Origin of the sequence: Streptomyces sp. NPDC017529, assembly GCF_044329785.1 — a bacterium.
GTDB lineage: Bacteria > Actinomycetota > Actinomycetes > Streptomycetales > Streptomycetaceae > Streptomyces.
The window spans coordinates 190,789-211,446 of record NZ_JBIRJY010000003.1 but is presented as its reverse complement, the minus strand read 5'-3'; the positions used below and the strand labels follow the sequence as shown (position 1 = coordinate 211,446).

Annotated in this window: 16 protein-coding genes, 1 pseudogene and 1 CRISPR repeat array; of the genes and pseudogenes, 12 read left to right on the top strand and 5 right to left on the bottom strand. The window is 69.9% G+C overall.

All coding sequences use genetic code 11. From position 1 onward, the window contains the following. Positions 1-122 precede the first annotated feature (122 nt). The 5 genes from ACH4K4_RS08285 to ACH4K4_RS08265 are packed head-to-tail and all read left to right on the top strand — an operon-like array spanning position 123 to position 5,125. Positions 123-1,622, top strand: a complete 1,500-nt coding sequence (locus ACH4K4_RS08285) for a type I-E CRISPR-associated protein Cse1/CasA (RefSeq protein WP_398165681.1) — start codon at positions 123-125, stop codon at positions 1,620-1,622. Beyond that, complete coding sequence (gene casB, locus ACH4K4_RS08280; protein WP_398165680.1) at positions 1,619-2,182, top strand: type I-E CRISPR-associated protein Cse2/CasB; 564 nt, start codon at positions 1,619-1,621, stop codon at positions 2,180-2,182. The genes ACH4K4_RS08285 and casB overlap by 4 nt, the downstream gene beginning before the upstream one ends. Beyond that, positions 2,179-3,516, top strand: coding sequence for a type I-E CRISPR-associated protein Cas7/Cse4/CasC (locus ACH4K4_RS08275; protein WP_398165679.1), 1,338 nt, complete (start codon positions 2,179-2,181; stop codon positions 3,514-3,516). The genes casB and ACH4K4_RS08275 overlap by 4 nt, the downstream gene beginning before the upstream one ends. Continuing rightward, positions 3,513-4,418: a type I-E CRISPR-associated protein Cas5/CasD gene (locus ACH4K4_RS08270; RefSeq protein ID WP_398165677.1), complete on the top strand. Its 906-nt coding sequence runs from the start codon at positions 3,513-3,515 to the stop codon at positions 4,416-4,418. Before ACH4K4_RS08275 ends, ACH4K4_RS08270 begins: the two co-directional genes overlap by 4 nt. Then, the gene (locus ACH4K4_RS08265) at positions 4,415-5,125 is read left to right on the top strand and encodes a type I-E CRISPR-associated protein Cas6/Cse3/CasE (protein ID WP_398165675.1); all 711 of its coding nucleotides are present in this window, start codon (positions 4,415-4,417) and stop codon (positions 5,123-5,125) included. The genes ACH4K4_RS08270 and ACH4K4_RS08265 overlap by 4 nt, the downstream gene beginning before the upstream one ends. Positions 5,126-6,309: 1,184 nt before the next feature. On the opposite strand, the gene ACH4K4_RS08260 is transcribed toward ACH4K4_RS08265, so the two are convergent. After that, positions 6,310-7,047, bottom strand: a complete 738-nt coding sequence (locus tag ACH4K4_RS08260) for a transferase (RefSeq protein ID WP_398165673.1) — start codon at positions 7,045-7,047, stop codon at positions 6,310-6,312. A gap of 85 nt (positions 7,048-7,132) precedes the next feature. On the opposite strand from ACH4K4_RS08260, the gene ACH4K4_RS08255 reads away from it, so the two are divergent. Continuing rightward, positions 7,133-8,008, top strand: a complete 876-nt coding sequence (locus ACH4K4_RS08255; protein ID WP_398165672.1) for a glycosyltransferase family 2 protein — start codon at positions 7,133-7,135, stop codon at positions 8,006-8,008. Here the strand turns inward: ACH4K4_RS08255 and ACH4K4_RS08250 are convergent. Then, positions 8,005-9,114, bottom strand: a complete 1,110-nt coding sequence (locus ACH4K4_RS08250; RefSeq protein WP_398165671.1) for an NAD-dependent epimerase/dehydratase family protein — start codon at positions 9,112-9,114, stop codon at positions 8,005-8,007. The two genes, ACH4K4_RS08255 and ACH4K4_RS08250, sit on opposite strands and share 4 nt — an antisense overlap. 36 nt (positions 9,115-9,150) lie before the next feature. Beyond that, positions 9,151-9,477 (bottom strand): hypothetical protein, encoded by a 327-nt coding sequence (locus ACH4K4_RS08245; protein WP_398165670.1) that lies wholly within the window; start codon positions 9,475-9,477, stop codon positions 9,151-9,153. A 167-nt stretch (positions 9,478-9,644) separates the two neighbouring features. Between ACH4K4_RS08245 and ACH4K4_RS08240 the strand changes: the two genes are divergently transcribed. From ACH4K4_RS08240 to ACH4K4_RS08230, 3 genes are all read left to right on the top strand, one after another. After that, positions 9,645-10,967, top strand: coding sequence for a tetratricopeptide repeat protein (locus tag ACH4K4_RS08240; RefSeq protein ID WP_398165668.1), 1,323 nt, complete (start codon positions 9,645-9,647; stop codon positions 10,965-10,967). A 117-nt stretch (positions 10,968-11,084) separates the two neighbouring features. After that, positions 11,085-11,785: a CRISPR direct-repeat array (repeat unit 29 nt; unit sequence GGGACCACCCCCGCATGCGCGGGGACCAC). A gap of 1,116 nt (positions 11,786-12,901) precedes the next feature. Next, entirely contained in the window at positions 12,902-13,447 is a 546-nt protein-coding gene (locus tag ACH4K4_RS08235; protein WP_398165666.1) for a hypothetical protein, read from the top strand. Next, a complete protein-coding gene (locus tag ACH4K4_RS08230; protein ID WP_398165664.1) occupies positions 13,444-13,821 on the top strand; it encodes a tyrosine-type recombinase/integrase in 378 nt (125 codons plus the stop codon). The genes ACH4K4_RS08235 and ACH4K4_RS08230 overlap by 4 nt, the downstream gene beginning before the upstream one ends. A 408-nt stretch (positions 13,822-14,229) precedes the next feature. Here the strand turns inward: ACH4K4_RS08230 and ACH4K4_RS08225 are convergent, their stop codons facing one another. Next, positions 14,230-16,068 carry a hypothetical protein gene (locus tag ACH4K4_RS08225; RefSeq protein ID WP_398165663.1) on the bottom strand — a complete coding sequence of 613 codons (1,839 nt, stop codon included), beginning with the start codon at positions 16,066-16,068 and terminating at the stop codon, positions 14,230-14,232. 755 nt (positions 16,069-16,823) lie between these two features. On the opposite strand from ACH4K4_RS08225, the gene ACH4K4_RS08220 reads away from it, so the two are divergent. From ACH4K4_RS08220 to ACH4K4_RS08210, 3 genes are all read left to right on the top strand, one after another. Continuing rightward, a complete protein-coding gene (locus ACH4K4_RS08220) occupies positions 16,824-17,522 on the top strand; it encodes a hypothetical protein (RefSeq protein WP_398165661.1) in 699 nt (232 codons plus the stop codon). Between the two features lie 417 nt (positions 17,523-17,939). Further along, the gene (locus ACH4K4_RS08215; protein ID WP_398166294.1) at positions 17,940-19,013 is read left to right on the top strand and encodes a hypothetical protein; all 1,074 of its coding nucleotides are present in this window, start codon (positions 17,940-17,942) and stop codon (positions 19,011-19,013) included. 2 nt (positions 19,014-19,015) lie between these two features. Next, entirely contained in the window at positions 19,016-20,125 is a 1,110-nt protein-coding gene (locus tag ACH4K4_RS08210) for a hypothetical protein (protein ID WP_398165660.1), read from the top strand. A gap of 188 nt (positions 20,126-20,313) precedes the next feature. On the opposite strand, the pseudogene ACH4K4_RS08205 reads toward ACH4K4_RS08210, so the two are convergent. After that, positions 20,314-20,535: pseudogene (locus tag ACH4K4_RS08205) on the bottom strand (DUF4232 domain-containing protein); the annotation flags it as partial. Positions 20,536-20,658: the final 123 nt, after the last annotated feature.

Below are 20,658 nucleotides of genomic sequence, written 5' to 3'. Positions count from 1 at the left end.
AGATTCCGAGGTCACGCGCCATGCACCCGGCTGGTTCAGCCCCGCTCGACGCAATGAGTGATCGTCCTCGTTGGGACCCTCGCGTGCGCCCATGCGTACAAGCCCTGTCGTTGGACGGCGAGGTGGTTCAGCAGGACCTGACGGGGCTCTTCGCACAGGCCGATGAGCTGACGGACATTGACGGAGACACCCCGGGGGAGAAGGTCGCCCTCGTCGAGTTCCTGCTTGCTCTGTGCTACGCCTCGGGTACGTATCCCACGTCGGCGGAGGAGTGGCAGGACTGGGTGCAGGAGGGCCATCCTCTGGAGGCGGTTTCCTCGTGGCTGGCCGAGCAACCGGACGACGACTGGGACTTGTTCCACCCCGAACGGCCCCTGGGGCAGAACTCCCTTCTCGCGCCGTTCATGGAGGAGCACGGCACCGGAACCGCCCAGCTGGTGATCGAACACGCGGGTGACTACAACCAGTTCGCTGACCATCACCACCTGGACCACCCCGAGCCGCTGCCCGCGGCCAGAGCCTTCCGGGCGATGCTGACCCAGCATGTCTTCGGCCTGTCCGGTCGCGCCCGAATATCAGGCAAGGCCACGCTGGGGGCGGCCATCACCAACCTGGCCACCGGACGGCTCGGCGGTCGGATCAGGGTCCTCGCTCTGGGCCGGACCCTGGGACACACCCTGCGTCTCAACCTGGTGCCGACCACCGACGACCCGCGCGTGCTCAACCTGACCTGGACGCGCGGACCGATCGAGCGAAGGGGCTTCAAGGCCAAGCCGCCCGCTCGTCCGGTACGGGGGTATGCGGACCTGCACAGCTACCTGGGCCGTTCGGTGCTGATGCGTCCAAAGCCTGGGCGCGATGGTGAAGAGGCCGGCGTCGACCGTGTGCTCATCGGGGCCGGTGAACTTCTCGAACTCGACCCCCAACTGCATCTCCAGGACGCCGTCATGTCCGCCACGCGCACCGGCGAGAAGAAGCCGCTGTGGCCGTCCCCCACCCGTGATCTGTGGCGAGAAGCGCACGCTCTTTATGCCGCGGTGGAGCAGGAAGCCGGCGGCCTGTACACACGGCTCGCGAAGCTGCCCAAGGAGCGGAAAGCCGAACGTCACCCCTTCGACCTGCTGGCGGTCGGCCTTCTCTCGAACAAAACCACTGCCATCGGCTGGGTCACCAGCGTCTTTCCTTTCGCGCCGGGCCAGGCCCCGGCCCTGTACCAGGCGTCCCTGCGCGGTTCCCGGGTGGCGGAGCACGTGGCCCGCAGCCTGGACCGAGCCGCCTACGCGGCCTGGGCCATCACGTACCCCAATCCCAAACCCAGCGACAAGAAGACACAGCTCGTCCGCTTCGACGCGCGGGGCGAGCAGTGGAAGGCGACGGAGGAACCCTTCCACACCTTGCTCCTGGACGTAGCCGAGGGCGCGATGGTGACCGCCTGCATGCCCGGTTACGCGGAGTGGCTGGTGCAGATGGCACGAGAGTTTCTGGACGCCCGACTGGACTCGTTGCCGAAGAACGGGCCGGGGCTGCGTGCCCGCGCGGCGGCCCGCAGAAGCTTCGAGACCGAACTCATCGGCTCCCGGGCCCCGGCCGACCTCACCGCCCTCAAGGGAGGAGGAGCATGACCAGCCAATCATCCGGGTGGGAGGCCACGGAGCTGGGGGCAGCCCGGCTTACCGCCTGGCTCCTCACTTTGGTGCACAACCGCGAGTACGGCGATCTCGCCCAGCTCCGGCGCGCCACAGCCGGCACCAGCGCCAGTATCCGGGCCGGCTGGTACGCCCCGGACCAGGACAACCAGACCAGCAGGGAGATCTACGAGCAGGTCGCCTTCCTGTTCGCCGTCTACCACCGGGGTGTGGGGCGTCCCACCCAGGGCTTCGGCAGTTTCGGCACCGCGGCCCGGAGGATCGGCCGGCCCGGCGGCCGCGGCCCCGACGACCCCGGTGCCACGCGGCTGGTGGACCGGATCGTGGCCAGCCGACGCATTCCGTGGCGGCACCTCCAGCACGGCATCGCCCGGCTGCGCGCCTGCGAGCAGCAACCGCCGTCCTGGACCGACCTCGTCGCCGACCTTGAGCGATGGAACGACCGGAAGGCCCGCATCGCCTACAACTGGGCGGTCGACTTCCACGCACCGTACGACACCGGCAGGAAGAGCACCCAGAAGGGCAGCAGCACGTGACCGAGACCTTCGCCCCACGCGGCCAGTTCCTCTCCCTCCATCTGCTGGAGACACTGGTCGCGGTCCTGCCGGTACGCGATGAGAACGGATCACCGAAAACGATCGTCTTCGGCGGTGTCGAACGGCACATGATCACGAGCCAGGCGCGGCGGCGTGCCGAGCGGGTGCACGCCCGCAACCGGGCCAACGCGGGAGTCGGCCCGCTGGCCGGGCGCACTACAGGGGTGCGTACCCGTGAGTGGGCGCTGCTCACCGCGCGCGTACTGGAAACTGTCCACGGCTGGGAGAAGGACGAGGCCGTCGTCACGGCGCGCGCCGTGCTGGAGGCCACGGGCCTGAAGTTTGGCGACCCGGCCAAGAAGACGGTCGCCGACCTCACCAAGGTGCTGCTGTTCGCACCGGCCGACACCGGCGAGCGGATCGCCGGGCACATCGCGGCAGCGGCCGACAGCCTGCGCGGGTGGCGGGACGAATACCTCGCCGCTCAGGCAGCCAACGTCAAGCCGAAGCGGGGTGCGCGCAAGGCAGCCGAAGAGGCCGCGAACGGAGACGGCGAGGCCGCGGAGACGAAAGATCTGCCACCGCTCCCCAAGGAGACGCGTGCCGCGGTGCTCACGGCACTGGCTCCGCGCGACGCCATCGACATTGCGCTGTACGGCCGCTTTCTCGCGGAGATCGCTGATTCGCCTAACGTGGACGGCGCCGTGCAAAGCGCACATGCCTTCACGATCCAGGAGGCCGAACAGGTCGACGACTTCTACGCCGCGGCGGACGATGCCAAGCTGGAACGGAAGAAGAACGCGCTGGATTTCCTGGACGCGGCGGACGACGCGGGCGCGGGAATGACGGGTTACCAATCGCTCATCTCCGGCACGTTCTACCGGCACGCCGTGCTCGACCGACGCCAGTTGAAGGTGAACCTCCAGGCCGCCGGCATGGCCGAGGCGGAGGCAGCACAGGCCGCGATCGCCGCGGAGCAGGAATTCGTCAACGCTTTCGTCGAGGCGTTCCCCGATGCGAAGAAGAACTCCACGGCCTCCACCGGCTCGTTGCCGGCCCTGGTCCTCGCCTTCGAGGGCGAGCGTCCGTACAGCTACGCGGGCGCCTTCCAGAAGCCTGTCGACGAAAATCCGGAGGACAAGGGCGGCGAAGGACCGGCCGGGCCCGCCGGCGTCAAACGTCTGCTCAAACACCATGCCTTCGTCAGCAAGCGCCGCCCCGACATCCGTACGGCCCGTCTGCTCACATACGACCCGCAGATCGACGCGCTCCTTGACGATCTGGATCCCCTGAGCGCAACCCGGGTGGACTCCATCGGGGGCCTGACGCCGTGACGCACGTACTGCTCCTCCGGCTGGCCGGGCCCCTGCAGTCGTGGGGCATGGCCAGTCGTTTCGCCGCTCGTCGCGATTCGCACAGCCGGCCCACGAAGTCCGCCGTGGTCGGGATGTGCGCAGCGGCCCTGGGGTTGCCCCGGACCATGGGTCTGGCCGAACCGGGCAGGTCCTCGGGGGGGAAGGAGCACACGAAGCCGACTCTCCTGGGACAGCTGGCCGGGACCGCCTTCGGGGTACGTGCCGACCACCCCGGCGTCCCCGTCCGGGACTACCACACTGTCGGCGCGGGCTCCTACCCGTTGCGCCCCCGCGACCTCATCACGGACCACCGCCGGGCCGCCGCCGTCTCGGCCAGCCTCAACGCGGCCACCGGGGACCATTTCGGCCGGCACACGCTGGCCGGATGGTACGGAGCACCCAAGAAGATCACGACCGACCCTCATTCCGGCGTACTGGTCTCCGGCGAACTGCACCGCTCCAGCCTCATCACCGAGCGGTGGTACCTGGCCGACGCGACATTCCTGGTAGGGCTTCAGCACGAAGACGAGGACTTCCTGCAGACTGTGGCCCGCGCCTTGGAGCACCCGCAGCATCTGCTGTGGCTGGGCCGCAAGTCCTGCCCGCCGTCCGGGACCCTGGCCCTCAAAACCGTCCCCGGCGACCTGGAGTCGGCGTTCCGTACCCACCGGCTCCTGCCGGGGCCCGATGGTACGACCGATTCGACGCGCAAGCCCTGGGCGTGGCTCCAAGTCCGGCCTTCCGAGCGGGGCGCCACGCCTGTGCAGGATCAGCCGGTGAGCTTCGACTCGCTGCATCCTGAGCACACCACCCGCTGGGAGGTCCGCCGCAGGGTCACGATCACCGCGAACGCCACCGAATGGAAAGACATCATCCCGTGAGCATCTCTCCGCAGCCCCGCACGGCGACAGCTCGCTTCGTCGCGACCCATTCCGTGCTCACCTTGGATGCGCGGCACCCCTACGTAGCCAAGTCGCTGATCGACGCCCAGGACATGCACCGCACGGTGATGAGCGGATTCCAAGGGTGGGTCGACGACGGCAGTCCGGACGCCCGTGCGCAGATGGGCGTCCTGTCGACATGGGCGCTCGACCTCAAAGCGGCCGCCCTCGTCCTGGTCGTACAAGCCAAGGTCGCCGCGGACTGGGGGCACGTACCCAAAGCCGCACTACGAGACGCCCCGCACCTAATCACCGTCGACCGTACCTTCCGCGCCGGAGACACCGTCGGTTTCCGCTCCGTCATCAACCCCACGTACAGCAAGCACCGGACCGGCCCGGACGGGAAGCCTGTCAGAGGCCAACGGGTCGCACACACCAAACCGGACGGCGTCAGGAAATGGTGTGGTCGCCACTTCGGAGATGGGCACACCCCTGGCCGCGTTGGCGCCTCCGCGGACCCTGACGCCATCTCCGTGCGCATGCTGCCCACGGTGTCCAGCCCCGCACCCCACAAGGGGTTGAAGATCGCTCGCGCCGAGTTGCGCGGCTCCCTGACCATCACCGACCCCGCCGCATTCGTCACCGCCCTCTCCGAGGGCATCGGCCACGCCCGGGCGTACAGCTGCGGACTCATCCTGACTCGGTGACATTCTGTGCGTGCTCCTCTCTACTTTGCCTCCGGCCCCACTCGGCTCTCCTCAGCCGGTTCTCCACCTGCGGGAGAGGAGCGACCAACGCGCGTCCGTTTGCCGCGGAGCTGAGCCGAACATGGCCGAGCATGTGGGGTCTGAGGGAAGCCATCGGTAGATCAGCTCTGTATGCGCAGGGTTAGCAGAAGACATCGCCGAGGTTGCAGCTCTTCAACGAGATAACAGCCCCGCACACGTTGGGATCACAACTGGCCCAGCGGCTAACCGCAGCCGGATTGGGATCAACCCGGCACATGCGGGAACCACGCTTTGGAGCACCCGATCGGGGTACGGGATCGGAGACCACCCCCGCATGCGCGGGGACCACAGCGGCGTATACGCGCAGTTGTACCCCGCGACGGGGCCACCCCCGCACGCGCGGGGACCACTCAGCAGGTTCCAGCTGCACCACCTGGCCCGCACTACTCGAAGTGTGAGCGAGGCAGCCAGCTCTGCCTCGCCCGGGCCTGAGAGCCCCGCAGGTGCGGGGAGCACGTGGGAGTCAGTGGTTCCCAGGGACCACCCCCGCTGTGCGGGGGCCGGTGCATACCCATCGTCGCAACTGCAGTTGCTGAGGCTACTCCGCGCATGAAGACCTCGGGCCCAACGCATCGAGATCCCCACCGTAGAGGAAGGGGCACTCTGGCCCACGCGGGAACCACGTTGCCCCGCCCCTGGGCCTCCGGTAGCGAGGCCAGGCCCATCCACACACGCAGGTGCCAGGCGATGGGCAACCCGCCCCGAGGGGGCGGAGCCCCCGCGCGCGCGGGGACCACATCAGAGGTGTGGTGCTGGCCGTCGTAGACGGGGGAGCAGCCCCGCACGCGCGGGGACCACCGCGGCAGCCTTTGATCGCGTGACGTGTGAGTGCTACCAGCCTCGTTGGCGCGGAGAGCACGGCACGGTCAAGGGGGCCTGACCCATGAGCTCTGATTCACCGCCGCTCAAGCGGAGAGCACCCTTCGTGACCTGCGGCATCAGAAAGGCTTGCGGTGATGAGAAGGATGTTGGTGCATAGGTGCAACCTACCGGCCCTGCTCGCCACGATGCTGTCTACCAGCCGTCGTGGACGAAGCTGAGAGCCGTACGCGTGAGCCGGTTGCCGGCGGGCTGAGCCATCGATGTTCGCTGTTCACGTCGGTTCACCCACTGCAGTGAGGGGGCGAGAGGTGCGGTCGTTGGCGGGCTGATTGTGCAGGGTGGGCACGTCGGACGGCAGCGTCCGTGGTGTGGGGCGCGGTGATGATGCTGTTGGCGGGGATGGTGCGGCCGGCGAGTGTGACACCGCTGGCGATGCGGCAGCGGGGGCCGATGGCGATGCCGGGGCCGAGGCTGATGGTGTTCCCGGTCTGGCAGCCGTCGCCGATCACACCGCCGAAGCGTGGGGTGCCGCAGCGGTAGAGGCCGTCCGGCACGCGGAAGGTGATCTCGCGGTCGGGGTGGCGCAGATCGGCGTTCCACAGGCTGATGGCGGCGATGGTGAGGGTGGCGGAGAGGTGGGCGTCGGCGCCGACGAGGGTGCGGTTGATGCCGATGCGGTGGCCGAGGACGGCGCGTTCGCCGAGGAAGCAGCGGGTGACCTCGCAGTTGAAACCCACCCGGGCGCCCGCGCACAGCACGCTGCCGTCGCGGACGGTGGAGAACTCGTACACCCGCACGTGCGGCCCAACGATCACGTCGTCGCCGATGATCGCGGTCGGGTGAATCTGCGCGGTGGGGTGGATACGGTCGCGCACGCTGGCCAGGGCCTGGCGGTGCAGGCCGGTCCAGTGCCGGAGGAACTCCGCCAGCTCGGCCTTCTCCAGTTCTCCGTAGGGTCCGCGGCCGAGGTGGCCGGTGCGCGGCGCGCTGAGGTAGTCGCCAAGGATGAGCTGAGGCATCAGTCCTCCATCAGTGAGGCGAAGCTGGTGTCGGGTGGGGCGGGTTAGCATCGCGGGCAACCGGCCGGCAGAACGGAGTTCATCGGTGCGTCACCCCCGTATCGGCGTCGCCGTGTTGACCATGGGCAACCGCCCGGCTGAGCTGCGGGCGCTGCTCGACTCGGTCGCCAAGCAGGACACGGCCGCCCAGCGGGTGGTCGTCGTCGCGAACGGTTCGCCGTTGCCGGAGCTGCCGGAGTGGGTGACCGGCGTGGAGCTGGACGAGAACCTGGGCGTCTCCGGCGGGCGTAACGTCGCGCTGCGCACGCTGCGCGAGTTCGGTGACGTGGATGTGCTGGTCGACCTGGACGACGACGGGCTGCTGATCGCCGCGGACGTCTTCGCCGACATCGCCGAGCTGCACGCGGCGGACGAGTGGCTGGGCATCGTCAGTTTCCGGATCGCGGACGAGACCGGCTTCACCCAGCGCCGTCATGTGCCGCGGCTGCGGGCGGGGGATCCGCTGCGCGGCGGGGAGGTCACCACCTTCCTTGGGGGCGGGCACAGCCTGTCGATGCGGATGCTGGAGGAGGTCGGCGGCTGGCCGGAGGCGTTCTTCTTCGCCCACGAGGAGACGGATCTGGCGTGGCGGGCGCTGGATGCCGGCTGGCACATCGTCTACGAGCCGCAACTGGTGCTTCAGCATCCGCGGACTTCGCCGACCCGGCACGCGGTCTTCTACCGGATGGTGGCCCGTAACCGCGTCTGGCTCGCCAAACGCCACCTGCCCGCCCTCCTCGTCCCCGTCTACCTGGGGGTGTGGACCGCCCTGACGCTGGCCCGGGCCCGCTCGCTGGGCGGGCTGCGGGCGTGGTTCGGCGGGTTCGCCGAAGGCGTGCGCACCCCGTGCGGCCCCCGGAAGCCGATGCGCTGGCGCACAGTGTGGCGCATGACTCGCCTCGGGCGCCCGCCGGTCATCTAGGCCTCCACCGGGTGGTCATCCGGGCTCTGCCATTGCTTGGGCATGGCCTGGGGATGCGTGTCCAACCACCGCGCGTACCGCCGCACACCGTCGGCGAGCGGGACGGCCGGGCGCCACTCCAGGACGTTGGTCATCCGGTGGGTGCCGGCATAGCCGCCGAGCGGGTCGCCGGGTGGCATGGGCGTTTCCAGGAAGGTGGTGGACGGGTAGTGCTCGCGCACCAGCTCGGCCACCTTCCGCACGCTGGTGGGAATGCCGGTGCCGACGTTCACGGTCTCCTGATGTGCGCACGGGGCGACCAGGGCCCGCACGGTGGCGGTCGCCGCGTCGTCGACGTGGATCAGGTCGCGGACCTGGTGGCCTCCGCCGTTGAGGTGCAGGGGCAGGCCGCGGGCGGCCCGCGCGGTGAAGTGGGCCACCACCCAGGAGTGGCTGCCGGGCTTCACCACCTGCGGCTCGCCGTAGATGCTGAAGAACCGCACCACCGCGTACGACACCCCGGCCGGCCGCAGCACGAGGTCGGTCTGGGTCTCGGCCCACGCCTTGGTGTTGGCGTACACCGACAGCGGGCGCAGCGGCGCCTGCTCATGGAAGCGGGGAGGGGTGCGGCCGTAGACGGTTTCGAGGAGTTCGCGCACGGTGCGCAGTTCGGGGCAGGGGGAGGACCAGTCGTCGGGGGTGCCGTTGCCGTAGACGCTGGCCGAGGACGTGAGCACGAAGCGCCGGATACGGTCGCCGGCGGCCGCCGCGTCCAGCAGGACCTGGGTTCCGGTGATGTTGGTGCGCAGCGCCGCCATCGGCTCGCGGGTACAGGCGGCGACATCCGCGAGGGCGGCGGCGTGGATGACGTAGTCCGAGCGGCGCACCAGGTGCCGCACCAGTTCCGCATCCTGCACGTCCCCGGTGATCACATCGGGGCTGGCCGGGTCGATACCGAAGAGGCCGCGGTAGACAGGGCGGGGGTAGGCATCGAGGGTGCACAGGGACAGCGGGCGGGCGCCCAGGGCGCGCAGCAGGCCGGTGATACGGCTGCCGATCAGCCCGGCCCCGCCGGTCACCAGAACGGTACGACCGGCGAGCTGGGTGAGGTCGAAGCTGGCGGGCACGGTTCCTCCTTCGTCGGGTGCAGGTGCGGATTTCCCTCAGTCGTCAGACAGCAGCTGGGCCCGTTTGGCGTCGGCGCGCCGGCCGATGGCCTGTTCGGTCTGGATGGCGAACAGCTCCGCCTGCCCCGGGTTCAGCAGCAGGTTGGTCTGGGCGGTGGTGCCGTCGGTGAAGTGCACCGTGACCGGCAGTTCGATCTCGCTCCGCTCGTGGCGGTAGGCCAGGTCACGGCCCGTGGCCGGCACGACGTGCGAGACCGTCCGCAGCGGCTGCTCCGGGACACCGGAGGCTTCAGGCCGTGGCGCCGCGGCGCTGTCGCTGGTGGCAGTCGTGCGATCACCTGGGGGGACGGGAATGGTCGTCACGGACATCTCCTTCACCGGAAGCGGACTCGGCCGGCTGTCGCAGCCGTGACACGCGGCGCGCGACGTAGGCACTGGACGTGCAGTTCAGTCAAGGGGCGGGTAGACCGCCGGAGGAGGGGCCCGGGCGTAGTCCGGTGTAGGCCCGCGTAGGTCAGGAAGGGGCTCCGATGCCGAAGAACCAGGTCATCGCGCAGCTCATCCGGAACGCGTGCGCCGAGCGCGGGTGGGGGCCGACCGACCTGGCCCGCGCGGCAGGCCAGGCCGAGAGCGGCGACTCGGGGCGGGTCGAGCGCCAGTACGCGCGCCGCTGGCTCACGGGGGAGCGCACCCCCGCATACTGGTGGCCCTACCTCGCCCAGGTGTTAGATCTGGATGTTCACGCGATCGACGTGCCGGACACCCAACCCCCAACGGGCGCTGGCCCCGATACCGTGGCCTCAGCCCTGGAGTTGGGAAGGAGCGACGTGGACCGCCGGAACTTCGTCACCGCGTCCAGCGGTTACGCCCTCGCCGCCCTCGGCCTGCCCGACCCGGACAGCATCACCCGCCGCACCAAGAACCCGCCCGCCGGCGCGGTACGCGTCGGCAAGGGTGAGGTCGCCGCCGTCCAGCGCATGGTCATCTCGCTCGGCGACTCCGCCGCCGAACTCGGCGGCGGCCACGCCCGCCACCTCGCCGTGCGCTACCTCACCGACGACGTCGCCCCCTGGCTCAATGGTTCTTTCACCGAAGCCACCGGCCGCGCGCTCTTCGCCGCCGCGTCCCAGCTGGTGCACCTGGCCGGATGGATGGCCCAGGACGAAGGCGACACCCCCGAGCTCCACGGCCTGGCCCAGGGCTACTACGCACACGCCTTCCGCCTCGCCGCCGAAGCCGGCGACCCCGAACTGTCGGCCACCGCCCTGCGCGGCCTGGCCGTCCAGTGCGTCGACCTCGGCTTTAGGGCCGAAGCCGTCCAGCTCGGCGAAGCCTGCGTCGAACACGGCAAGAACCTCGACAACGCCCGCGCCATCGCCTACTACGAGGCAACCCTCGCCACCGCCGCGGCCCATGACGACGACCGACACCTGGCCACCAAACACCTCGCCGCCTCCGAAACAGCCATCGGCCGCCCGGCCGCCACCCCCGGCGACTCCTGGGCGGCCCACTACTCACCCGGTCGCTGGGCCCACGAATCCGGCATGATCCTCTCCCGCCTCGGCGACCTGCCCGCCGCCGAAGAACACCTCCACCTTGCCCTCGACATCCACGGTCTCGACCGCCGCCGCACCCGCGCCATCGTCCACGCCGACCTCGCCGGCGTACGCCTACGCCGAGGCAACCTCGACGGGGCGCTGGCCGCCTGGGACACGTTCCTCGACTGCGCCGACGGCATCCGCTCAGTCAAGGTCCAGGCCGCGCTGCACGACATGCGCGTACGGCTGCGGCGCTTTGGGGGAGTGAGCGAAGCACAGCAACTCCGGCAGACAGCTGCCCGTCTCCTGACCTGAGCGGTCCACCTATGCTCGCGCAGAGAATGCGCCTCAGAGCCGCTCCACGTGCGTCGGAGGCGGTTAACCTCTGCGTGTGCGGGGAGCCCCGCGGCGGTAGGCGGCCCGCAGAGCGCCGGGATCAGCCCCGCACGCGCGGGGACCACAGACCGGCCAGGACATTGCGCTGCGCCGTGAGGGGACCACCCCCGCACGCGCGGGGACCACGTGGTGCAAGCCGAGACCGATGTCGCCGAGCGGGGACCACCCCCGCACGCGCGGGGACCACCGCACGGCGCTTCGAGTCCGAGTTCGGGCTGCGGGACCACCCCCGCACGCGCGGGGGCCACGGGTTATCGACTTCGACAAAGCGTCGATGCTCGGGACCACCCCCGCATGCGCGGGGACCACACGCTGAACCGGTCCCCTGCGAAGATCAGTGCGGGACCACCCCCGCATGCGCGGGGACCACCTCAACACGGGGTACCGCTTCACCGCCGACGGGGGACCACCCCCGCATGCGCGGGGACCACAGATCACCGAGGCCCGCGCAATGGACCGGGCCGGGACCACCCCCGCATGCGCGGGGACCACCCCGCCTCGGGCGGGTCCGACGCCTCACTAGATGGGACCACCCCCGCATGCGCGGGGACCACATAGGGGGACGCCTGCACCGGCACGTCCAGAGGGGACCACCCCCGCATGCGCGGGGACCACTCTTTCATCGCGCCCAAGGAAACCTGGGCGCCGGGACCACCCCCGCATGCGCGGGGACCACGGGGTTTGCCCCGGCACCAGGGCCTTGGGCAAGGGACCACCCCCGCATGCGCGGGGACCACAGGCGGCGACCAGCAGTTTTACCTGGCGGGGCGTGGGTTCTTACTCACTTTCGAGAACTCCGGCATTTCAACCTAAAGGGGGGCGCCCGAGGCGGAAGCGTAGTGACCCGATCACGTTACTACCTGCAGGCGGTGGGTCTGTGTCGTCGATGCCCTCGGTCTCTTGTGAAGGGGGAAGGGCACAGGAGGCTTGGGTGATCGAATCGGAGGTGGGGTGCGGCCCCGCTCCGCAAGCGGACTGTGTAATTGGACGGTCCGAAGTCGGTTCCGCCTCGCGGTGGTCGTACCCGGCGACATCGGCGAAGCCTGGCGAGATGGCCTCGCGCCAGGGGATCGCCTCCCCGTTTGCTGAGAGCCGTTAGGTGGGAGCCACATTCGGTGACGCGTGCTGCCTGAAGGAGGCCGTGCATGGTCGCGGCCCGAGCCTGGCGAGGGACTACTGTGCGTAGCTGCTGGGAGAGCCGGTCCTGCAGTTCTGAGGTGGTCTGGTCGGCGGCGTGCGGCGTGGGTTTCGGGGCGGGGCCCTGTCGTCTTGACCGGAACGCCGCGGGCTCCGAATGGAACTCAAATTTGGTGAGGCAATTGCCTCACCGCGCCGGGCCGGCCGGGCTCGGGGAGGGCGGAGCAGGATCGAACCGGATGTATATGTGCGATTGATCGGCGAAACCGCAGTTGAGATGGCCCACCCGTTTAGGTTCGAGTCCCACCTGCCCCACCAAAGAATCGTTCTGACCTGCGCGAACGTCTCATTGAGGGCGTTCCCGCAGGAAATGTGCCGCACATCTGCCACACGCGACGCCCGTACGCTGGGCGTCATGGCGAGCACCAAGGCCTACGCGAAGCGGTCCGGCGCACCGGCGGCGTCCGTGCCGGGGCGTGGCAGGGCGAGAGCTTCGGCGACCGGGCCATGGCGGAACGTTTCCGTGACCTGGTGAACGGTCACGGGCAGTAATGGCTGCCCGGGTGGGTGAAGGGTGAAAGGTTCGTCGAGGAGGCGGCCGAGCCTGAGTGCCCGGCCGAGGAGATGTCCCCCGCCTACGCCTACAGGTACGTTGAGCTGCTCACGGACATATTCGGGCATACGCGCACGAAGTGCCAGGGATTCGTAGAGGCCATATGATCCCGTGGTCCCGGGGCCTGGCGGTCTCGGATGACGCGAACAAGATCACGCGCGATCGCGTTAGCCATTGGATTAATGACTTCGAAGAGGGGCGCTCGGGGCCGCACCACGAGCCCGGCACGGTGCGGCGGGCTTACGCCCTGGAGGCCATCGCCAACCTCCACGGGCTGCTCTTCAGCGTCCTCCAGACCGCCGTGACCGCCGACCCGGCTCTGCGGGACTCGAACCCCTGCGCTCACACGCGTCTGCCGAAGGGGGATGAGGACGAGGGCGAAGAGGTCTTCCTTGAGCCGGAGGAGTACGCGCTCCTGCGCGCGCATCTGAAGGCCGACGCCGTCGATCTCGTCGACGCCCTGATCGGCACCGGCCTGCGCTGGGGAGAGGTGACGGCATTTCAGCCCCGCGACTGCACGTTCACCGGCAAGCGCCCCGAACTCCGCGTGAACGCGCATGGAAGCGCCGAGCGGAAGGTGGCACGTACCTCGGCGCCCCCAAGACGAAGAAGTCCCGGCGGACGCTTGTCCTCAGTCGTGATCAGGTGAAGCTGTTCCAGCGGGTCTGCCAGGGCAAGCAGCCGCAGGACCTGATCTTCACCGCCCCCGGCGGAGGGGCCTGGCACTCCGGCTTCTTCTTCGCGAACCGTTGGAAGCCCGCGTTGGATGTCGCCAACGCCGCCGGCCTGACGAAGCGGCGCCGCATCCACGACCTCCGCCACGCGCACGCCTCGTGGCTGTTCGCCGGCAAGGTCCCGCTGCCCGTGATCCAGGGAAGACTCGGGCACGTGGCCATCACCACCACGGTCGACCGGTACGGCCATCTACTGGACGCGGACGACGAGGTGGTGGCAGCTGTGGAGTGGGCCATGAGCCCCGCAGAGGCGGATGCCACCGTTGGGAGGCTGAGAAGCGCGGCGTGAGCCCCCTGGGACCAGCAACTACTACTTCAAGGGGCCGTCTCGTGCGAGCGGGGACCTCACGGACGAGACAGATCAAGTGGTGACAAGACGCGAGCGCCCTGCAAGCGCAGGACTGCAACTTGGCGAAGCCTGTCTTGGGGCATATGCATACCGGTCTCAGGCACTTGGTGCACTGATTCTCCAGGTGTGCCAGAGTGGCCCACCATGCGAGCGGGGCGGGCCCCTTACCGATTGGCGATGTCAGCCTCGCGGCGGCTCGCGCTCCCTGTGTGTACGGGGGTGACCCGTGGGTGAATGCGGTAGACGGCGGTCCGGGCTGCGGTGCCACGAGATGTCGATATCCGGCCGCGCAGGGAGGTCCGGTAAGTCGCAGCACAACGGCGGCGGCCCGCCTGCGTTCGTCCTGGTTCATTCGACTGGGCTGGATGAGGTACCGGTGAGCTCGGCCGTAGCAGTCTTTGCCCCCGCTGTGACGGTGAGATCGGCTTTCCCATCGCCCAACCGAGTCGGTGAAAACTTGACGGTTACCGTGCAGGAGGCATGTTCCGCCAGCTGGTTCGTGCATGTGCCGCCCTCGCGCGAGAATCCGCTGTCGCCGGATATGTCCACGGAGTCGAGACCAATGGGTTGGCCATTGGGGTTGGTGACGGTGAAGTCCACTATCTGGCCCGACTCGAAGTCCTGCGTGGACGGGGCGATCTCGGGCGCGTCAAGGCTGGGGGGCTCGACGGGCGAGCTGGTCGGGGAGCTGCTGGTCGAGGGGCTGCGGGTTGGAGGGGTGTTGTTCGAGGGGCTGCGGGTTGGAGGGGTGTTGTTCGAGGGACTCTCGGTTGGGGGGCTGCCGGCCGTCGTCGGGCTGGGGCTTGGAGGGTTCCGTGGGTCGGTGTGGTCGTCGCCGAGGGCTTGGACGAGGGCCGAGCCGATCGCGATAGCCGCGATCACTGCGGCGACGGCCGTGATCACGCGCCGCCAGACGTTCGGCGGCCGGGTTGGAGGCGGAGCCGGGAGCGCTGCCGGCTCCAGCAGGGACAGGTTGGCCTGGGTGACAGCTGCGCCCGCCAGGTCTCCCAGCCGGGTGCGCAGGTCGAGGGCCCGGCGCAAGAAGTGCCGGGCCTGGTCCATGCGGTCGTGGAGAAAGTGCTGGACGCCCTGCTGGTGGGTGAAGTAGGCCTCGGCCGCGGTCTGCCCGGTGGCCTGTGCAGCGGTGATGCCCTGAGCGAGGGTGTGCTGCCAGGCCTGCCAGTGGCCCTGGATGAAGAGCGCCCGCTCGACGACAACCGCCAGCTTGATGACCGCCTGCCACTGGCGCTGCTCGGCTGCGATGCCGAGCAGGCTCAGTGCAGCCTCGACGGCCCCGCGTGCCTCCTCGCCGGTCAGGTCGCCGGATACGAGCCATTCACCCAACGAGCGCATCGCCGAGGCGAGCCCGATGGAGCGGTACAGGATCTGCCGGTAAGGCTCGGCCTTGCAGACCGGCAACCCGAAACGGTCCTCGCTCTGTTCGGCCAGGCCGCGCGCGGACAGCGACTCCAAGGTCTCGCTGATGTACGTAATGTCCGCCATCTGCGACAGCAAGTTACCCGGCAGCAGCGCGCCCCCGACCAGCGTGAGCACCGCCAGCGCCCGCTTGGCCTGAGAACCGACAGCCGATATGGACAGCTCGTCCAGCGCGCCCGGACCGGACTCCGCCAGCCGGGCGAGCTCTTCGAAGGGGCGCCCGTCCAGCCGCACCAGCGCGGCCGCCTGACGCAGACGTAGCGGCTGTCCGTCGACGGCCGCCACCAGCCGCCGCACCGAGCCCAGCTCGGAGTCCCGGATGACGCGGCCCGCCTCGCTCCGGAGCAGGTCCACCGCGGCCGCTTCCGGCAGGGGAGTCAGCGCCAGGGAGGTCCCCAGCGCGCCGAGCACTGTGGTGGGCGCGCCGATCGCAAGGGTGCAGCGGGACAACACGCGCCGCAGGTAGCCGAGTTGCTCCGGGCCGTAGGACATGTCGTCGAGTGCGACAACTCCCGTGGCGCCCGCCCATGAGCCCGCCAGCGATTGGGCGCACTGCTGGGCACTCAGCCGGGTGCCGTCCGGGCCCGGGTAGAAGTAGAAGTGCCGCATCAGGTCCTGGAGCAGGTCCTCCAGCGCGATGTCGCCCACCCGCAGGTACGTTCCGCCACCGGCGGCGGCCGCGTTCTTGAGGAGGGCGGTCTTCCCCGCTCCGCAAGGGCCGGTGAATTCCACCGCTGTCTGCTCACGCATGGCTCTGCGGATAAGGGCGAGTTCGGCCTCGCGGCCCCACAGGGTGGGCGGCGTGGGGGTGGCGGAGACGTAGGCACGCCGCGGCGGTGGCAGCGCGGTTGTGCGCAACGGTAGGTGAGCTAGGCGAGCGCCGTGCTGGTCTACGACGGTGACGCTGAAATGCCCGAATATAATACTGTTCATTCCTTCCCCCAGGAATGAACGGGCGCCTGGCTGGCGCCAGTGCGTCTACCAGAGCAGTAGCCGTAGTCGGTGTCAAGGAATATCGCGGTAGGGCGCCCTGCGTTGGGCCAACAGGTTGTCTGGAGCGTTTCGGCGAACAACATTGGACAGACGCTCGGCCAGGGAGCTGCTCGGAAAGCAGAGTTGGGAGAGAGTCTGGCAGTTCATGATGACTCTTGGCTGGCCGTACGGAGATCAGACGGCCTTGCGCGAGAAGCCTCTTGAGGTACTCCACGCGCACCCATCACTTGGCGGCGCGCCCGCGCAAAGCGGTCAGTATGCGCCGCTGGGTGCTGCCGGAGCATGTGCGGGTGAAGCCGCTCGATGGGGCCGGAATCACTGGGGTCTGTGCGGAGGTATTGCGCGGTGGGCTGGGGCCGCGGGCGGCTGACACGTTGCTTGTGACCGCGTTTCGCGCAGGCGGCGCGTTAGTCGGGTGTTAGTGGGGCGGCAGGGTTGCGCTAAGAGGGCTGGGCAGGGTGGGGGGCGTACCGAGAAGGCAACGCCGGCAACTGTTCCAGGGGGAACCCGAGATGAGCTCCAGCACCACTGTTCGCACCACCCGTCGCCGTACCCTCCGTGTCGCCGCCGTAGCCCTGGTCGCTGCCGCCGGTCTGACGCTGACGGCCTGTTCCGGCTCGGATGCCGCCTCCGGCGCGGCCAAGGCCTCGGGCCAGACGGATACGCGTCCGGCCGCCGTCGGGGAGCAGGGCGCCGAGCCTCAGGCAGGAGCCGAGCCCCAGGCGGGCGCCGGGGCCAAGGCCGAGGTTGTGGGCAAGCGGTCGGGGGGCTCGCGTGCCGGTACGGGGAAGGGGGCGTCGCCGGTTCGTACGCAGCCGCTTCCGGACGGCAGCAAGGCCGAGGTCTACAAGCTCGGTGACTTGCACTACCGCGCCAAGATCGTCAACAAGGGTTCGGTCCTGGCCACGTTCGAGGCGAATCAGCGTGACGCCGGGCTGGACGCCAACGACATGTTCGTCGTGCTCACGATGGGCGGCGAGGTTCACTCCTGGATGGGCGGCGGGCACCAGGGGCCGGGTACGTTCGAGCTCGCGGGCGGGTGGACGGCCAAGGTCACGAAGATCGGCGAACTCCGTTACCGCGCGCAGATCCTCGGCAGGGAGGGCGCGGTGTACGGCACGGTCGAGGCGAACGGGCACGACGTCGGGCTCGACGCCAACGGTGTGTACATCGTGCTCAGCAGCGGCGGTGTGATCAGCGCGCACCAGTGAATGCGTGCCGCGGCGGAGCAGCCACCGGCTGCTCCGCCGCGGCGGGCTCGGCGCTCGCGGCCGGCTTACGTACTTACGTATGGGCGGTCAGTTGCAGCAGGGTCGGGGGGCTTTGACTGCCAGTTAGGTGTCGTCGAACGAGCGCTCGAACTTGTCTCGACTCGCCCTGAGTGTGTTGGCCTCGGTGGCGGAACCGCCGGCTGCCAAGTCGAAGTTTCCGTCGGCCTTGCAGGGGAGTGACTGTTCCGGTCGGCGGAGTCGGGTGGAGTCGTGCGACGTCGGGTGACGTCGGGCGAGGTTCCGTGTCCGGGTGTGGCGCGTATGCGGGCAGGCGTCTGTTCACGGGCGGGTACATGCCAATATGCTGTGCGGCCTTCGCGTTCTGGAGGTCTCGTGAACGGTCTCGTGAACGGTCTCGTGAACGGTCTCCGTGCGGTCTTTGTCTGCCTTGCGGTCATGTGTGCCGCGGTCGTGTCGCCGGCTGCGGCGGTGACGTCCGCCGCGGCTGTGCAGCCAGGCTGGTCCGTGCTGCCGGTGCCGGCGGCGGCTCCGCCGGTGACCGTGTCCGATCTTGCCGCCCGCGGGCCGCGCGAGGCGTGGGCGACCGGGTACGAGCACGGCACCGATGGACTGCTGCGGCCGATGCTGTACCGGTGGGACGGCGTGGCGTGGAGGCGGGACGCCACCTTCCCGGGCGCTGGGGAGCCGGGCACGCTCGGCAAGGCGCAGTTCGTCGGCGAGGAGGTGTGGATCTTCCACAACCGCGCGGGGGCGGGTGAGATTTTGCGCCGGTCGGCGGCGGGAGAGTGGAGTACCGTCCCGCTGCCGCAGACCCTGCGGATCTACCAGGACTTCACGGCCGTACCAGGTGCCGCATGGGTGGTCGGTGAGGACGACACCGGGGTGAAGGTGCTGCACTACGACGGTTCCGGCTGGACCGCGCGGTCCGTCCCGGACGGTGTGCTGTACCTGATGGGGATCACCGCGCGTACCGCCACCGACGTCTGGGCCTGGGCGGACACCAGCACCGGAACCACCGTCCTGCGCTGGGACGGTACGGCGTGGCGGGATGCGAAGGTGCCGCTGCCGGCGAACAGCAACGTACACGCGATCCTGCCCGAACCGTACGGCCGGGTCACGGTCGGCGGCAGCCGGTACGCCGACGGCGTGACCCGCACCTACCTGATGACCTGGAACGGGCACTCCTGGCACACCACTTACCCACCGCTGGGCGGCACCCACGCCGGGGCCTTGGCGCGCGGCCCGGACGGCGCGCTGTGGCTGCCGCTGCGCAGCGACCGCGCGTTCCAGTCGAAGTACGCGCGGGTGGACGGTTCGCGCACCACCTTCTCGTACGGCTCAAAGCGTACGAACGCGATCGACGTCGCACCGCGTGCGCTGGCGAGGGCCGGGTTCTCGCTGCTGTCCTTCGGGACCGCCGAGATCTACGGCTCGAAACCGAACCTGATGAGCGAGCGGCTGGGAGGCTGACCATGGTGCGCCGACTTCTCGTCGCGGCCCTCGCCGTCGCCATGACGGTCGTGACCGCCATGTCCTCGGCCGCGGCGGAGACTGCGTCCTGGCAACACGTTCCGCTCCCGGCACAGGTGCGCCCGCAGGCCGGGTTGAACGAGGCCGTGGCGTTCGGTACCGACCGGGCGTGGGCGGTGGGAGCCGACGCTGTCGGCCGCGAGGCGCCGGGCTTCCCGCTGATGCTGCGCTGGGACGGGACCGCCTGGCAGCGCCAGCGCCTGCCCGGGGCCGGCTGGCAGGGCGAGCTGCTGTCCATCGCCGCGACCTCGCCGACCGCGGTCTGGGCGGTCGGCCGCGACTCGGCGGGCGGCGCCCGTCTGCTCCGCCACGACGGCACCGCCTGGCGCGAAAGCCCCGCGCCGCGCGGTGTGGTGCTGACCAAGGTCGTCACCGGTGGCGGTGAGACCTGGCTGATCGGGTCACGGGACGGCGCGCAGGTGCTGCTGCGCCGGGACGGGCGCGACTGGCGGGACGTGCCGGTGCCGCCGGGGGCCGTGTACGGCCTGCACATCCTGGCGGCCGACGACGTCTGGGCCGCGGGCGCCACCAACTCGGGTGCGGCCGTGTCGCACTGGAACGGGCAGGTGTGGCAGCAGACGATCGTGGACGGGTTCCCGCGGTCGGCCGTGGGCAGCGTGCTGGCGGTCTCGCCGACGGAGGTGTGGGCGGGCGGCACGGCCGGGTTCATCGGCGGCCCGCCGGGCCGGCCGATCCCGCCGCTGCTGGTCCGCTGGGACGGGCAGGCGTGGAGCCGGGTGGCCGTGCCCACCAACTTCGGCTCGGTCAGCTCGCTGGCGCCCGCCGCGTCCGGCGCGCTGGGCTGGGTCGCGGTGGCCCGCTCGCAGAAGTGGGGCCCGCCGGGCAGCTATCCGCCGATCGTCCCCGGGCCGGACTTCTTTGCCTGGGACGGCCGGTCGTTCACCGAGTACAGCGAACCGAAGGTGGCCGGGGAGGGCGAATCCTGGTTGCTGCGGCTGGCGCCGGTGCCGGGTACGACGACGGTGTGGTCGGTCGGCCGGGCCGACGGCCCCGAGGGCACCTTCGCCCCGCGCGTCCTGCGGTTCGGGTGAGACAGCGAAAGGGAACAGGGCTCCCTGGCAGAGCGAGCAGGGCTCTCTGGCAGGGCGAGCAGGATTCTCTGGCGGGAGGGCCGACCGGGTGTGGAGCGGTCAGCCGATGGGGTTGACGTAGGTGGCCGGGTGGGTGGCGCCGCGCTGGTCGAGGAGCGGGCCAGTGACCAGACGGGGCCGTCGGCGTCGGGCTTGAGGTCCACGCCCGCGAAGCCGCCGATCTTGCAGGTGCGGCCGCTCTTGTTGGTCAGCACGATGCTGGTGGTCGTCGAGCCGCCCGCGTTCGGGTCCGGGGTCGCGTCCTCGCCGGTGGCGAAGGCGGCCTTGAGGTCGGAGGTGTGGCAGCGCTGGGAGCCCGAGCCCGCCTTGCCACCCCGGGCGGCGTTCGCGCTGCCGGACTGCTTTCCCACAGGCCCCGTCTTGCCGTCACCCTTGCCGTCGGCCTCCGCGCCGGAGCCCGCCTGGGGCCCGGAGCCCTGCGCGCCGTCGGAGGAGCCGGTGCCGCCGGACTCCGCGGCGGCCGCACCCGTGTC